The sequence below is a fragment of the Arthrobacter sp. ISL-95 genome (genome assembly GCF_018613695.1).
Taxonomy (GTDB): Bacteria; Actinomycetota; Actinomycetes; order Actinomycetales; family Micrococcaceae; genus Arthrobacter.
Genome location: NZ_JAGGPR010000009.1, coordinates 70,180 through 85,158 on the forward strand (window position 1 = coordinate 70,180; position 14,979 = coordinate 85,158).

At 60.2% G+C, this 14,979-nt stretch carries 13 protein-coding genes and 1 tRNA gene; 9 read left to right on the forward strand and 5 right to left on the reverse strand.

Annotated features, from left to right (window positions below; genetic code table 11):
* Positions 1 to 3 precede the first annotated feature (3 nt).
* Genes J7I86_RS14240 through rpmH form a run of 5 tightly spaced genes read right to left on the reverse strand, consistent with a single transcriptional unit; the run spans position 4 to position 2,559 of the window.
* On the reverse strand, positions 4 to 555 hold the full coding sequence (locus J7I86_RS14240; protein ID WP_214820830.1) for a R3H domain-containing nucleic acid-binding protein: 552 nt from the start codon (positions 553 to 555) through the stop codon (positions 4 to 6).
* The gene (yidC, locus tag J7I86_RS14245) at positions 555 to 1,538 is read right to left on the reverse strand and encodes a membrane protein insertase YidC (protein ID WP_214820832.1); all 984 of its coding nucleotides are present in this window, start codon (positions 1,536 to 1,538) and stop codon (positions 555 to 557) included. The genes J7I86_RS14240 and yidC overlap by 1 nt, the downstream gene beginning before the upstream one ends.
* 16 nt (positions 1,539 to 1,554) lie before the next feature.
* On the reverse strand, positions 1,555 to 2,040 hold the full coding sequence (gene yidD, locus J7I86_RS14250; RefSeq protein WP_214820834.1) for a membrane protein insertion efficiency factor YidD: 486 nt from the start codon (positions 2,038 to 2,040) through the stop codon (positions 1,555 to 1,557).
* Positions 1,970 to 2,380: a ribonuclease P protein component gene (gene rnpA / locus J7I86_RS14255; protein ID WP_214820836.1), complete on the reverse strand. Its 411-nt coding sequence runs from the start codon at positions 2,378 to 2,380 to the stop codon at positions 1,970 to 1,972. The genes yidD and rnpA overlap by 71 nt, the downstream gene beginning before the upstream one ends.
* Positions 2,381 to 2,421: 41 nt before the next feature.
* Entirely contained in the window at positions 2,422 to 2,559 is a 138-nt protein-coding gene (rpmH, locus tag J7I86_RS14260; protein WP_011776797.1) for a 50S ribosomal protein L34, read from the reverse strand.
* Between the two features lie 466 nt (positions 2,560 to 3,025).
* On the opposite strand from rpmH, the gene dnaA reads away from it, so the two are divergent.
* The 9 genes from dnaA to J7I86_RS14305 all read left to right on the forward strand — a co-directional run bounded on the left by dnaA (position 3,026) and on the right by J7I86_RS14305 (position 14,932).
* Positions 3,026 to 4,444 carry a chromosomal replication initiator protein DnaA gene (gene dnaA / locus J7I86_RS14265; RefSeq protein WP_024818846.1) on the forward strand — a complete coding sequence of 473 codons (1,419 nt, stop codon included), beginning with the start codon at positions 3,026 to 3,028 and terminating at the stop codon, positions 4,442 to 4,444.
* A gap of 577 nt (positions 4,445 to 5,021) precedes the next feature.
* Positions 5,022 to 6,146 (forward strand): DNA polymerase III subunit beta, encoded by a 1,125-nt coding sequence (gene dnaN / locus J7I86_RS14270; protein ID WP_214820838.1) that lies wholly within the window; start codon positions 5,022 to 5,024, stop codon positions 6,144 to 6,146.
* Positions 6,147 to 6,252: 106 nt separating this feature from the next.
* Entirely contained in the window at positions 6,253 to 7,137 is an 885-nt protein-coding gene (gene gnd / locus J7I86_RS14275) for a phosphogluconate dehydrogenase (NAD(+)-dependent, decarboxylating) (RefSeq protein WP_309476733.1), read from the forward strand.
* 23 nt (positions 7,138 to 7,160) lie between these two features.
* The gene (gene recF, locus J7I86_RS14280) at positions 7,161 to 8,354 is read left to right on the forward strand and encodes a DNA replication/repair protein RecF (protein ID WP_214820842.1); all 1,194 of its coding nucleotides are present in this window, start codon (positions 7,161 to 7,163) and stop codon (positions 8,352 to 8,354) included.
* Complete coding sequence (locus J7I86_RS14285; RefSeq protein ID WP_214820844.1) at positions 8,341 to 8,895, forward strand: DUF721 domain-containing protein; 555 nt, start codon at positions 8,341 to 8,343, stop codon at positions 8,893 to 8,895. The genes recF and J7I86_RS14285 overlap by 14 nt, the downstream gene beginning before the upstream one ends.
* Positions 8,896 to 9,232: 337 nt before the next feature.
* Positions 9,233 to 11,311: a DNA topoisomerase (ATP-hydrolyzing) subunit B gene (gene gyrB / locus J7I86_RS14290; protein ID WP_214820846.1), complete on the forward strand. Its 2,079-nt coding sequence runs from the start codon at positions 9,233 to 9,235 to the stop codon at positions 11,309 to 11,311.
* A gap of 63 nt (positions 11,312 to 11,374) precedes the next feature.
* Positions 11,375 to 14,044, forward strand: coding sequence for a DNA gyrase subunit A (gyrA, locus tag J7I86_RS14295; RefSeq protein WP_214820848.1), 2,670 nt, complete (start codon positions 11,375 to 11,377; stop codon positions 14,042 to 14,044).
* Positions 14,041 to 14,745 carry a DUF3566 domain-containing protein gene (locus J7I86_RS14300; RefSeq protein ID WP_214820850.1) on the forward strand — a complete coding sequence of 235 codons (705 nt, stop codon included), beginning with the start codon at positions 14,041 to 14,043 and terminating at the stop codon, positions 14,743 to 14,745. Before gyrA ends, J7I86_RS14300 begins: the two co-directional genes overlap by 4 nt.
* Positions 14,746 to 14,858: 113 nt before the next feature.
* A tRNA-Ile gene (locus tag J7I86_RS14305) sits at positions 14,859 to 14,932 on the forward strand.
* The last annotated feature ends 47 nt before the right edge of the window (positions 14,933 to 14,979 follow it).

Consider the following 14,979-nt stretch of genomic DNA (forward strand, 5'->3'; position numbering starts at 1 on the left):
CTGCTAGTCGGCCGAGACGACGATGTGGCGGCCTGCGCCTTCGCCTTCGGACTCTGAGACGTATCCAAGGTCAGCCACGGCGTCATGGACAATCTTGCGCTCGTAAGCACTCATCGGTTCCAAAGCTACTGTTCCGCCATCAGCCTTGACCTTGGCGGCAGCATCCTCAGCGATCTTCTGAAGAACGCCGGCGCGCTCCTTACGGTATCCGTTGATGTCCAGGACCAGGCGTGAACGGCTTTCCGTGGCGGACAAAACCGAGAGGCGGGCCAGTTCCTGCAATGCCTCCAGGACCTCTCCATCGCGCCCTACGAGGCTGTCCAACGCTGCAGACTCTTCATCAGCACCGATGGAGATGTACGTGCGTCCGTTGCGGACCTCAATGTCGATGTCACCGTCAATGTCGGCAATATCAAGGAGTTCTTCAAGGTAGTCGGCGGCGATGTCGCCTTCTTCTTCCAAGCGGCTGGCCGTCTTGGACTGCGTCTCTTCCTGCGAATCTTCCTGGTCTTCAGTCACAGGGGTGATAACTTCTTCAGTGCTCTCGGCAGACATTACTTCTTCTTCCTGTTCTTACGTTGTGGCTGGACGCGCTGGGCCCTGATTTCGGCGGCTGCCGCAGCAGCAGCTTCGGCTTCAGCGGCAGCGTCCGCAGCGGCATTCTTCTTTCCACCCAGCAGCGGCGGCAGGCCCTTGGCGGCACGACGCTCTTCAAGCGCCTTGGCTGCAGGGGACCCCGGTGTGGGCATGCGGCGAATAACGAAGAACTGCTGGCCCATGGTCCAGAGGTTTGTGGTGGTCCAGTAAATGAGGACACCGATGGGGAAGTTGATGCCACCGATACCGAACACGAGAGGCAGGATGTAGAGCATCATCTTCTGCTGGCGCATGAACGGGCTCGCCATCGCCTCTTCGGACATGTTCTTGGCCATGATCTGCTTCTGCGTGATGAACTGCGAGGCCGTCATGGCAAGGATCATGATGATGGAGAGGGTCCACACGGCGACTTCGGTGCCAGGGACACCACCGTGAAGCAACGATGCCGACAGCGGCGCACCAAAGATGCTCGACTGATCGAACTCGACTACTTGCTCGTGGCTCAGTGCACCGATGCCTTCGCCAGCGTTCTTGGCAGTGGAGATACCCGACAACACCTGGAACAGCGCGAAGAAGAACGGCATCTGGATCAGCATCGGCAAACATGCCGAAAAGGGGTTGGTGCCGTGCTTCTTGTACAGCGCCATCTGTTCCTGCGCCATGGCTTGGCGGGAGAGCTGGTCAGTCTTGCCCTTGTACTTGGTCTGTAGTTTCTTCAGATCGGGCTGCAACAGCTGCATACCGCGCTGCGCCTTGATTTGTTTGACGAAAACAGGAATCAGGGCGGCACGGATCACCAACACGAGGCCAATGATTGACAGTGTCCACGTCCAGCCGTTGGCGGCGGGAAGGCCGATGAAGCTCAGTCCGTCGTGGAAGCCAACCATAATGATTGACACCAGCCACTTGAACGGAAACATGATCGTTCCAAAGAAGTCCATACGATATCCCTATTCGTTAGGCCGCAGAGCGGCCTTCTTCATCAGCCTGAACAGCCAGGAACTGGTCCGGATTGTTCAGTACAACAATTGTGGGCGTCCGGCCTTCAGGCCAATGACGATGGCCAGCGGGGACATGGTCCACTCCGCCGGCATTCCAAGGATGACATTTGGCGAGCCTTTTGGCTGCGAGCCAGCTGCCCTTCACGGCGCCGTGCACCGTTACTGCTTCCAGCGCGTACGCGGAGCAGGAGGGAAAGAAACGGCAAACCTGGCCGTACAGGGGCGAGATGACCTTGCGGTACGTCTTCAGCAAAAGAATAAGGATGTTGCGGGGCAGCTCCCAGAAGAACATGCCTACCGCCGCCGGAAGGCTCCGATGCGGAACCTTCCCGGAGGGGTCGCTTGAGGAAGGAACGACGGCGGTGCTTATGTCATGCACGCGGTGTCCCTTCCGTAGTGGTGCCGATGTGTTCAGTCGAAGCTTTGCGTGGATCTGAGCCACTCAATCGCTTCGTCGTCACTGCCAGTGCGGCGTTGTAGTCCGAGAGCAACTGCTCCCAGCTGGCCGTTGCAGCTGCGGGCAGCGCCCGGACTACTACCGCCAGACCCCTTCCATGCGTATGCAAGGACAGGGCGCCTACTTCTCTCAGTCTCCTCTTAACGAGGTTCCTGGTCACGGCGTTCCCGACGGCTTTGGAGACAATGAAACCGATTCGACTCGGCTCCCCGGCCCCTATAGGGGCCGTATATAACACTAAGTTCCGGCGTCCATTGCGGACGCCGGAACGTACAGTTGTTGAAAAGTCGGTAGACGTCCGCAGACGGTTAGGGGTGGCTAGCACCGTCGAACCCGCAAAAAGACCCTGACCGACAAGTCAGTTATTTACGCCGACAGTTCGACGCGGCCCTTGCCGCGACGGGCAGCCAGGATGGCGCGGCCGGCACGGGTGCGCATACGAAGGCGGAAGCCATGCTTCTTGGCCCGACGGCGGTTATTCGGCTGAAAAGTCCGCTTGCTCACGTTAGTTACTCCAGTGGATCAAAGGTGCGCCCACCCGATCAAAAAAAGGGGAAGAACTGGCCGACGCTAAGTTTTGTATGTGCCTGCCGCCGTTGCCTTCCGCACGCTGAACGTACGGGGTTACAACTGATCTCAAAAGCGGACACAAAGGACTTCACAACGTTAGGGCAAAAAGGGACCCACAGTCAAACCGGGAGCCTGCCGCAAGGCTATCCACAGCTGTGCCCAACTGCTGTGCTCAGCCTGTGGATGAAGTGGCTCACAGGCCACTTTCCCGAACCACAACGGTGTAATTATCCACAGGCAACTTCCCAGCTATCTTCTAGCGATTTCATCCCCTAGAGTGGCTCAGTAGCCCAATGTCCACCCGCTGTGTATAACTCTGTGGATTATCGCCCAGAACAGCGCCGCCGGAGAGACTTCGGCTGCCAGCAACGCCGGCAAGCAAGTATTTAGGAACTGATTGATGACAGTAGACGAAGCCAACCACGCCAACACTGTCGGAAGTTCCTGGCGCAGGGTGCTGAGCCTCATGGAACAGGACGACCGGGTTTCACCCCGGCAGCGCGGTTTCGTCATCCTCGCCCAGGCACAAGGCCTTATTGGTTCTACCTTGCTGGTGGCCGTTCCCAATGAACTCACCCGGGAAGTTCTCCAGACGCAGGTCAAGGATGCCTTGGACGATGCTCTGCGCAACGTTTTCTCGGACGACATCCGCTGCGCGATTGACGTAGACACCGATCTGGTTCCCGTCCACGCAGAGCCGGAACCCGTCGTCGAGCTTTCTGCTGTTTCTGACTTCGCCGAACCGAAGCCGCAGCCCACACCCCCTAGTACCTCGCACGAGTTCGGGCGCCTGAACCCGAAGTACATCTTCGATACTTTCGTGATCGGTTCCTCAAACCGTTTCGCGCATGCTGCCGCAGTGGCTGTGGCGGAAGCGCCTGCAAAGGCATACAACCCGTTGTTCATCTACGGTGACTCGGGACTTGGCAAGACCCACTTGCTGCACGCGATCGGACACTATGCCCGCAGGCTCTACAGCGGCATCCGGGTCCGCTACGTGAACTCCGAGGAGTTCACCAACGACTTCATCAACTCCATCCGTGACGATGAAGGCACCAGCTTCAAGACCACGTACCGCAACGTCGACGTGCTGCTGATCGATGACATTCAGTTCCTGGCAGGCAAGGACCGGACCCAGGAAGAGTTCTTCCACACGTTCAACGCGCTACACAACGCCAACAAGCAGGTTGTCATCACCTCCGATCAGCCGCCCAAGATGCTGGCTGGCTTCGAGGATCGCATGACGTCGCGCTTCGAGTGGGGCCTGCTGACGGACATCCAACCACCGGAACTCGAGACCCGGATCGCAATCCTTCGTAAAAAGGGCCTCAGCGAAGGTCTTTCCGCCCCGGATGACGCGCTGGAGTACATCGCTTCCAAGATCTCCAGCAACATCCGGGAACTGGAAGGCGCGCTGATCCGCGTCACGGCGTTCGCGAGCCTCAACCGCCAACCGGTGGACGTGGCCTTGGCTGAAATGGTTCTGAAGGACCTCATCACCGACGACGGCGCCCAGGAAATCACGGCGAAGCAAATCTTGGACCAGACAGCCGACTACTTCAAGCTCAGCATGGAAGAGCTTTGCAGCAAGTCCCGTACACGCACCCTGGTAACTGCCCGGCAGATCGCCATGTACTTGTGCCGGGAGCTGACGGACATGTCCCTGCCAAAGATCGGCCAAGAGCTCGGAGGCCGTGATCACACCACAGTCATCCACGCAGACCGAAAGATCCGCGAGTTGATGGCAGAGCGCCGTGTGATTTACAACCAGGTCACCGAGCTGACCAACCGGATCAAACAACAGCAACGCGACTCCTGAAATCCACATCGCGCCCGCCACTACATACCTTATTAACAGGTGCATGTGGATAAGCCTGTGGATACTTAAGGGGACAAGCGCGGTTAATGGGCTTAAAACCCTTAAGCCATCTGTGGATCATCAAAAACCGGCTTGGGAGTTGTCCCCATCCACACCCTGTTTAAAACCCAGTTAACACACAATCCGTGAACAGGGCTTAACCGCGGAACTGCGGGGCGAGATCGGGTTATCCACAGTTTCCACAGCAGTTATTAACACTACGAATCCCAAAAAATTGAAATCCCTCAAATAACAATCTCGATCTGCCACCCACCCCCACCCGCAAATGACAGAGACCACAGGCCGGGCCAAGGCCGGCCAGATGCTGTCCACATACGAGGGGTCCGGCCGCATGGGGATGGGTTAATCGCGGATCTTCCGGCTAAGCTGTCAGCAGCGCTCCCATCCCTGGGTCTGTTTGTAGTTCGCTAAGTGCGGACCATGCAGGTTCCGGTGCCGGACTGCGAAGATTTAGCGGCTTCCAAGCAGGAATCCGCAGCTACTACATGGCAGCAGCAATGAAAGGCGGCACCCCTCCGTGAAGTTCAGAGTCGACCGCGACGTCCTGGCAGAAGCCGTTACGTGGACCGCGCGGTCGTTGTCTCCGCGGCCGCCTGTTCCGGTGCTTTCCGGCCTCCTCCTCAAAGCGGAGGCGGGAACCGTCAGCCTGTCGAGCTTCGACTACGAGACCTCGGCCCGTTTGGAAATTCCGGCAGATATCGCCGTTGAGGGCACCATTTTGGTTTCCGGCCGTCTGTTGGCCGACATTTGCCGCAGCCTTCCCTCGGCTCCTGTCGAAGTTGAGACCGACGGCAGCAAAGTGACACTCACTTGCCGTCGAAGCAGCTTTCACCTGGCCACCATGCCCGAGTCCGAGTACCCAACGTTGCCCGCCTTGCCTACGATCAGCGGAACCTTACCCGGTGACTCCTTCGCCCAGGCCGTTTCCCAGGTGATCATCGCGGCGAGCAAGGACGACACCCTGCCCATCCTTACCGGCGTTCGCATGGAGATCGAGGATGACCTCATTACGCTTCTTGCTACGGACCGCTACCGGCTGGCCATGCGCGAAGTCCCCTGGAAGCCTGTCACTCCGGGCATTTCCACCAGCGCTTTGGTTAAGTCCAAAACCCTGAACGAAGTAGCCAAGACTCTTGGTGGCAGCGGAGACATCAACCTCGCCCTTGCCGACGACGACAGCCGGCTCATTGGCTTCGAAAGCGGCGGACGAACCACAACATCGCTGCTGGTGGACGGCGATTACCCAAAAATCCGCTCACTGTTCCCGGACTCAACCCCAATCCACGCCACGGTCCAGACACAGGAACTCGTAGAAGCTGTTCGCCGTGTCTCGCTCGTCGCCGAACGAAACACTCCGGTTAGACTCGCTTTCACGCAAGGCCTGCTAAATCTCGACGCCGGTACAGGTGAAGATGCGCAAGCTTCCGAAGAGCTGGAAGCCCAGCTTTCCGGTGAAGACATCACGGTGGCCTTCAACCCGCACTACCTCGTTGAGGGTCTAAGCGTGATCGAAACCAAGTACGTTCGCTTCTCCTTCACCACCGCCCCGAAACCTGCCATGATCACGGCCCAGGCGGAAGCAGATGGCGAAGACCAGGACGACTACCGCTACCTCGTGATGCCGGTCCGCCTCCCCAACTAAGCGGCAACTGTGACTGTAATGAACCTTCAGAACAGCCACAGATGCGAGCCAGTTGGGCCCGGCCCTTCACCGCTTCCCGCCACCTTCGCAGAAAAGAGTTCACACTGTGCACATCGGACTGATCGGCCTCGGAAAAATGGGTTTCAACATGCGGGAACGCATGCGGAACGGCGGCATTGAGGTCACAGGTTTTGACCGTAACCCTGATGTCTCCGATGTGGCGTCCGTGGATGAGCTCATCGCTGCACTTTCCGCCCCGCGGTTGGTATGGGTGATGGTTCCATCCGGTGCCATCACTGATGCGGTGGTGACCGAACTTGGCGAGAAGCTCAGCCCCGGGGATCTGGTGATCGACGGCGGGAACTCCCGTTTTACCGAAGATCAGAAGCACGCTGCAGCGCTAGCCGAGAAGAGCATTCGCTTTGCGGATTGCGGTGTATCCGGCGGTGTGTGGGGCCTCCAAAACGGCTACGGCCTGATGGCAGGCGGCAGCGAGGAAGATATTGAGCTCGCCATGCCTGTCTTCGACGCTCTCCGTCCGGAAGGGGAACGGGCCGACAGCTTCGTCCACGTGGGCGGGGTCGGCGCAGGTCATTACGCCAAGATGGTTCACAACGGTATCGAATACGGCCTCATGCAGGCATACGCCGAAGGCTACGAACTGCTGGCAGCCAAGGACATTGTGACGGACCTTCCGGGAACGTTCCGTGCATGGCAGAAGGGCACGGTTGTCCGGTCCTGGCTTCTGGACCTCATGGTCAAGGCATTGGAAGAAGATCCGGGCCTGGCCTCGATCGACGACTATGTTGAAGACTCCGGCGAAGGCCGTTGGACCGTGGAAGAAGCAATTGCCAACGCAGTGCCCGCCCCCGCAATCACGGCTGCCCTCTTTGCCCGCTTTGCCTCCCGCGAAGACAATTCTCCGGCCATGAAGATGGTTTCGGCTCTGCGCCATCAGTTCGGCGGACACGCCACCCGTCCGGCCAACTAGGCCGCAGGAGTCCTGCAAACGGCGTGTACCTCGAACATCTTTCGCTGACGGATTTCCGAAGCTATGCACAGGTGGACCTGAAGCTCGGCCCCGGTGTGACGGTCTTGGTGGGTTCCAACGGAATCGGCAAGACCAACCTCATGGAGGCCATTGGGTATTTGGCCACGCTGAGTTCCCACCGGGTCAGCACGGACGCGCCGTTGCTTCGATTCGGCACGGAGCGTGCATTGATCCGTGCCAGGCTGGTCCGTGGAGAGCAGTCAACGGTCATCGAGCTTGAGATCAATTCCGGCCGGGCAAACCGGGGACGCATCAACCGCAGCAATCCGGTCCGGGCCAGGGATATCCTTGGGATCTGCCAAACGGTGCTGTTCGCGCCCGAAGACCTGGCGCTGGTCAAGGGTGATCCTTCGAATCGCAGACGCTTTTTGGACGAATTGCTGGTGAGCCTCGTTCCGCGGCATGCTGCCACCCGCAGCGACTACGACCGCGTTCTGAAGCAACGCAATGCCTTGCTCAAGTCCGCCCGGGCCGGCAAGTTCACCGCCGGGCATGAAGCAACCCTGGACGTCTGGGATCATCACATGGCCCGCGCCGGCGCAGAACTACTCCATGCCCGCCTTGAACTTGTGGAACGACTCCGTCCTCACCTGAACAGCGCTTACGCACAGCTCACGGACGGTTCCAAGGATGCCGGTGCCGTGTACCGCTCAACCATTCAAGGCGTACTCGACGACGACGGCGGGCCGGCCGACCACGGAACGGAACCTTCGGGGTCGGTAGATGACCTCCGGATGCTGTCCGTTGACGAACTCACGGAGCGGTACATCCAGGCTTTCGCTGCGTCGAGGAAAAAAGAGCTCGAACGGGGCATCTCGCTGGTGGGTCCGCACCGCGATGAACTGGAGCTGATTCTGGGAGAGGCCCCGGCAAAGGGCTATGCGTCCCACGGTGAAACGTGGTCCATGTGCCTCTCCTTACGCTTGGCTTCCTACTATGTGATGTTGGACGACGCCCGCACCGGGGGCACCGCTCCGATCCTCATCCTGGACGACGTTTTCGCTGAACTGGATGTCCAGCGGCGGCGTAAACTGGCCGCTATAGTCGCCGGTGCCGAGCAAGTGCTGGTGACCGCCGCCGTCGACGCCGATATCCCTAAGGAGCTGGCCGGACGGCGCGTAACCGTTGTTCCGGGAGGCATCGATGGCGAAGGATAGCCGCGAAGGACTGCAACCCGGTCGCGAACCGGATGAAATTGATGCTGCCCAAGCGGCGCTGAACCGCATGCGCGAGGCTGCGGCTGCGCGCGGAGAAGTGCGTCAGCGTGCGCCGAGGCCCGGGTCCGCCCCCAAACGTAAGGGGCTCCGGGATACCAGGGGTTTCGCCCAATTCCACGGTAGCGGCCGGGATCCTTTGGGCTTGGGAAAAGTGGTGGGCCGCTTGGTGACCGAACGTGGTTGGACATCGCCGGTGGCTGTTGGTTCCGTCATGGCGGAATGGGAGACGCTGGTGGGACCGGATATTTCCGCCCACTGCACGCCGGAGAGCTTCACCGACACCACGCTTCATGTTCGTTGCGATTCCACGGCCTGGGCCACCCAGCTGCGGTTGCTGAGTACCAGCCTCCTGGAGATGTTCCGCAACGAACTGGGCGAAGGCGTGGTCACCAGCATTCAGGTGCTGGGACCGTCGGCTCCGAGTTGGCGAAAAGGCGGACGCAGCGTTAACGGTCGAGGACCGAGAGACACGTACGGCTAAACGGCGTGCAGGGCGTTTCAACGCCCCAGAGTCGTATAGGCCCCCGTCGGGACCACCGCAGGGCCATTGAAGATAGGGCCAGCGGTCTCTCATGGCCATATTCAGCTGTCGGCTGCCCCCGTATTTGCAAGGATTTGCGGCTTTCCACGATAGAATTGGCGTAGATCACTGAGCGCCGGTGAAACGTCGTCGGGTCCTGAATCCACTCCTGTGGCATCGGGGACCCCGGTCGTCGGAGTAATCGGCGCAATCAGTCACGTGCCCGTTGGCGGCCGCGGTTCGCCGTGGGCAGCTCCGGGAACGGCCGACATCGAGTACAGAGGAGTCGAAAGCGCCTGTGGCTAACGACAATGCAGAGACCTTGGCAGTAGAGCCCGAAAAGGAGACTGTTCCCAAGCCTGACACGCCCGCGGAGGCGCCCAGGGAGTACGGTGCCAGCGACATTACCGTGCTGGAGGGCCTCGAGGCCGTGCGCAAACGCCCCGGCATGTATATCGGCTCAACCGGCCCCCGCGGTCTGCACCACCTGGTCTATGAAGTGGTGGACAACTCTGTTGATGAGGCTCTGGCTGGTTACTGCAGCCACATCGAAATCACGCTCCGCGCTGATGGCGGAGTGCGCGTGGTGGACGATGGCCGCGGCATCCCGGTGGATATTCACCCGACCGAGGGCAGGCCCACTGTTGAAGTAGTAATGACCATCCTGCATGCCGGCGGTAAGTTCGGCGGCGGCGGTTACGCCGTTTCCGGTGGCCTCCACGGTGTGGGTATTTCCGTAGTTAACGCCCTGTCGCGCAAGGTTGACACGGAAGTCCGCCGCCAAGGCCACGTTTGGCGCATGACCTTCGTCGACGGCGGCAAGCCCCAAGGCGAACTCGTTAAGGGCGAGGCTACCGACGTCACGGGGACTTCCCAGACGTTCTACCCGGACGGCACCATTTTCGAATCCACCGAATTCGACTTTGAGACACTGCGTGCGCGTTTCCAGCAGATGGCCTTCCTCAACAAGGGCCTGAGGATCACGCTGACGGATGAGCGTCCGGTTAACCGCGACGGCGACGACGATCTTGATCTGGATGCCGTGGCAACCGAAGGTGAGGTAGCCGCTGAGCACCGCACCGTTGTGTACCAGTACCCGGACGGCCTGCTGGACTACGTCAAGCACCTGAACTCGAACAAGAAGGTTGAAATCGTCCACGAGGACGTCATCGCTTTCGAAACCGAAGACACCGAGCGGCACATCGCCGTCGAGGTCGCCATGCAGTGGACTACCGCTTACTCGGAAAGCGTCCACACGTATGCGAACACCATCAACACCCATGAGGGCGGAACGCACGAAGAAGGCTTCCGTGCCGCCATGACCTCGCTGATCAACCGCTACGCGCGCGAGAAAAGCATCATCAAGGAAAAGGAAGACAACCTTACCGGTGATGACATCCGCGAAGGTTTGACCGCCGTCATCTCTGTGAAGCTTTCCGAGCCGCAGTTCGAAGGCCAAACCAAGACCAAGCTGGGCAACTCCGAGGTCAAGGGCTTCGTCCAGCGCGTTGTCACGGATCAGTTGGGTGACTGGCTGGAACGGAACCCCGGCCCCGCACGCGACGTGATCCGCAAAGCCATTTCGGCTGCACAAGCTCGTATGGCCGCTCGTAAAGCCCGCGACAATGCCCGACGGAAGAGCCCGCTGGAGTCCTTCGGCATGCCCGGCAAGTTGTCTGACTGCTCTTCCAAGGATCCTTCGCGCTGCGAGGTTTACCTGGTGGAGGGTGACTCGGCCGGCGGCTCGGCCAAGCGTGGCCGTAACCCGGAGACCCAGGCCATCCTGCCGCTGCGTGGCAAGATCCTGAACGTGGAGCGCGCCCGCCTGGATAAGGCCCTGGGAAACGCCGAAGTCCAGTCCATGATCACAGCTTTCGGCACGGGCATCGGTGAGGACTTCGACATCAGCAAGCTTCGCTATCACAAGATTGTTCTGATGGCCGATGCTGACGTAGATGGCCAGCACATCACCACTCTGTTGATGACGCTGTTGTTCCGCTACATGCGCCCGCTGATCGAGAACGGCTACGTGTACTTGGCCCAGCCCCCGCTGTACAGGATCAAGTGGTCCAACGCCGCCCACGACTACGTGTACAGCGACCGCGAACGCGACGAGACCATCCGTAAGGGTGCGTCCATGAACAAGCGCCTGCCTAAGGACAACGGCATCCAGCGCTACAAGGGCCTTGGCGAGATGGACTACACCGAGCTGTGGGACACCACCATGGATCCGGATCATCGCACGCTGTTGCAGGTGACCATGGATGACGCGCTGGCCGCTGATCAGACATTCTCCGTCCTGATGGGCGAAGACGTTGAATCACGCCGTAACTTCATTCAGCAGAACGCCAAGGACGTCAGGTTCCTCGATATTTAGGGCCCACAAGGGGCAACTAAATATTCCAGAACTGACATATACCTGAAACGGAAACCTTAGATTATGAGTGACGAAACTCCCGAAGTCCCGGAACCGAAAGACGTCGAGGATGTTGTTCTCGAGAGTGATGTGCTGACCGACCGCGTGGAGCAGGTGGACCTGCAGACTGAGATGCAGCGGTCCTACCTGGACTACGCCATGGCCGTTATCGTCGGACGCGCCCTCCCGGACGTCCGTGACGGCCTTAAGCCGGTGCACCGGCGCGTTCTGTACGCAATGTTCGACGGCGGATACCGCCCCGACCGCTCCTTCAACAAGTGCGCCCGCGTGGTTGGCGACGTCATGGGTACCTATCACCCGCACGGTGACATGGCGATCTACGACGCCTTGGTCCGCCTGATCCAGGACTGGACAATGCGCTACCCGTTGGCACTGGGCCAGGGTAACTTCGGTTCGCCTGGCAACGACGGCGCTGCTGCGCCGCGTTACACCGAAACCAAGATGGCCCAGCTGGCCATGGAGATGGTCCGGGACATCGACGAAGAAACCGTCGACTTCCAGGACAACTACGACGGCAAGAACCAGGAACCCACCATCCTGCCGGCGCGTTTCCCCAACCTGCTGGTCAACGGTTCCTCGGGCATCGCCGTCGGCATGGCCACCAACATTCCGCCGCACAACCTTCGCGAAGTTGCCGAGGGCGTGCAGTGGGCGCTTGAAAACCCGACTGCCACGCGGGAAGAGCTTCTTGAGGCGCTGTTGCTGCGTATCAAGGGACCTGACTTCCCCACAGGTGCCAACATCCTGGGGCACAAGGGCATCGAAGACGCCTACCGTACCGGCCGCGGCTCCATCACCATGCGCGCCGTGGTCAACGTGGAGGAACTTCAGGGCCGTACCTGCCTGGTGGTGACCGAGCTGCCCTACCAGGCCAACCCGGACAACCTGGCCATCAAGATTGCCGAGCTGGTCAAGGACGGCAAGATCTCGGGCATTGCGGACCTCCGCGATGAAACCTCAGGCCGCACCGGCCAGCGCCTGGTGATCGTGCTCAAGCGCGACGCCGTGGCCAAGGTGGTCTTGAACAACCTTTACAAGCACACGCAGTTGCAGGACAACTTCTCAGCGAACATGCTGGCAATCGTCGACGGCGTTCCGCGCACCTTGAGCCTGGACGCCTTCATCCGTCACTGGGTTGCGCACCAGATGGACGTCATTGCGCGCAGGACCCGCTACCGTCTGCGCAAGGCCGAGGAAGAAGCGCACATTCTGCGTGCACTCCTGAAGGCCTTGGACATGCTGGACGAGGTCATTGCCCTCATCCGAGCCTCCAACACCACGGAAGCGGCCCGCGAAGGACTCATGGAGCTCCTGGAGATCGACGAACTCCAAGCCCGAGCCATTTTGGACATGCAGCTGCGCCGTTTGGCTGCCCTGGAACGCCAGAAGATCCAGGATCGCCACTCGGAGCTCGAAGCGATGATCCAGGAGTACAACTCGATCCTGGCTTCCGAGGAACGGCAGCGCCAGATCATCAGCGAAGAACTCGCAGAGATCGTGGCCAAGCACGGCGACGATCGCCGGACGCACATCCTGATGGGTTTCGATGGTGATATGTCCATGGAAGACCTGATCCCCGAAGAGGAAATGGTTGTCACTATTACCCGCGGCGGCTACGTGAAGCGCACCCGGAGTGACAACTACCGTTCGCAGCAGCGTGGCGGCAAGGGAATCAAGGGCGCACAGCTACGTGGCGACGACGTCGTGGAGCACTTCTTCGTGACCACCACCCACCACTGGTTGCTGTTCTTCACCAACCTTGGACGCGTGTACCGGGCAAAGGCTTACGAACTGGCCGAGGCTGGACGTGATGCCAAGGGCCAGCACGTTGCCAACCTGTTGGCGTTCCAGCCGGACGAGCACATTGCCCAGGTCCTTGACCTGCGTGATTACCAGCAGGCCCCGTACTTGGTACTTGCCACCAAGAACGGTCTGGTCAAGAAGACGCGGTTGGAGGACTACGACACCAACCGCACGGCCGGCGTCATTGCCATCAACCTGCGCGATGAGGATGAGCTGGTATCGGCCCAGTTGGTCAGCGAAACCGATGACCTGCTCCTGGTGTCCCGAAAAGGCCAGTCCATACGCTTCACGGCCACCGATGATGCTTTGCGTCCCATGGGCCGCGCCACATCCGGTGTGACGGGTATGAAGTTCCGTGAAGACGATGAACTTCTTGCCGCAGATGTGGTCCAGGACGGCTCGTTCGTGTTCATTGTGACCGAGGGCGGCTACGCCAAGCGGACCGCCGTTGACGAATACCGGCTCCAAGGCCGTGGTGGCCTGGGCATTAAGGTAGCCAAGCTTGCTGAAGACCGTGGTGACCTTGTTGGAGCCTTGATTGTGCAGGAAGAAGACGAAGTCCTGGTGGTCATGGAGGGTGGCAAGGTGGTCCGCTCGGCCGTGACCGGCGTCCCTGCCAAGGGCCGCGACACCATGGGTGTCATCTTCGCGAAGCCGGACAAGAATGACCGCATTATTGAGGTCGCGCGCAACAGCGAACGCGGCTTGGAAGGCGAAGAGTCCGAGGACGGACCCGACGATGACGTAACGTTGGCTGCAAACGACGGCGCCTCCGAGGCGACCGTGACGGCCGATACGGAAAACGACGCAGACCCGGAAATCGAAACGGGCGCGGAGCTGAACGAAGACAACACCGGAGGTAACGAGTGAGTAATTCCGACTCATATCCCAAGCCGAGCACAGGTGTCCCCGGCGGACTCCGGCAGCCCTCAGGCAACGCGCAGTCGGGAACGCCTGCGCGTCCCCAGCAGCGCCCCGGAACCGGGTCAGCAGGATCCGGGTCCGCGGGAGCGCGGCCCGCAAGCGGCACTAACTCCGCTCCGCGTCCTGCCGGCGCTCCCGGACAGCGCCCGGCACAGGCCGGTCAGCGTCCCGCGGGCGCTCCCGGACAGCGCCCGGCACAGCCCGGCCAGCGCCCCGCTGGCGCAGCCGCCCAGCGTCCCGCTCAGGGCGGACCCGGCCTTGTGAAGCCGGCGCCCAAGGCAAAGGTCCGCCGCGCGCGTCTCCTTGTCAGCAAGGTGGACCCGTGGTCGGTTCTGAAGATGGCATTCCTGTTGTCCGTTGCCTTGGGCATCGTCACCGTGGTTGCAGCAATCGTCCTGTGGACTGTGTTGGATCTCACAGGCATCTTTGACCAGGTGGATAGCCTTCTTGGCACCTTGGCAGGTTCCGAGGGCAGTGGGTTCGAACTGAAGAAGATCGCTTCGCTTGGCCAGGTGGCATCCTTCGCCACCATCATTGCCGTTGTGAACGTGGTTCTGTTGACTGCCCTGTCCATGCTCTCGGCCGTGCTGTATAACATTTCCGCAACGTTGGTTGGTGGCGTCGGCGTCACCCTGACTGACGACTAGCCAAAACTCCCGGAAATACGCCGAAATCGGTGGAAAAGCTCCGGGGAAAAGCCTCGATTTGAGATCGGGCCGGGATGTGCTGTACAGTCATATCTCGGCCCGATGAGGCATCGGGGCGTATAGCTCAGGCGGTTAGAGCGCTTCGCTGATAACGAAGAGGTCCCAGGTTCAAGTCCTGGTACGCCCACGGAACCACAAAGAGGTTCAGGTAAAACTGAACCGGAATGAGGTGCT

Coding starts and splice junctions, on each gene's coding strand:
- dnaA (WP_024818846.1), top strand. CDS start 3,026: ATGACAGTAGACGAAGCCAACCACGCCAACACTGTCGGAAGTTCCTGG.
- J7I86_RS14285 (WP_214820844.1), top strand. CDS start 8,341: ATGGCGAAGGATAGCCGCGAAGGACTGCAACCCGGTCGCGAACCGGAT.
- J7I86_RS14240 (WP_214820830.1), bottom strand. CDS start 555: ATGTCTGCCGAGAGCACTGAAGAAGTTATCACCCCTGTGACTGAAGAC.
- yidC (WP_214820832.1), bottom strand. CDS start 1,538: ATGGACTTCTTTGGAACGATCATGTTTCCGTTCAAGTGGCTGGTGTCA.
- gyrA (WP_214820848.1), top strand. CDS start 11,375: ATGAGTGACGAAACTCCCGAAGTCCCGGAACCGAAAGACGTCGAGGAT.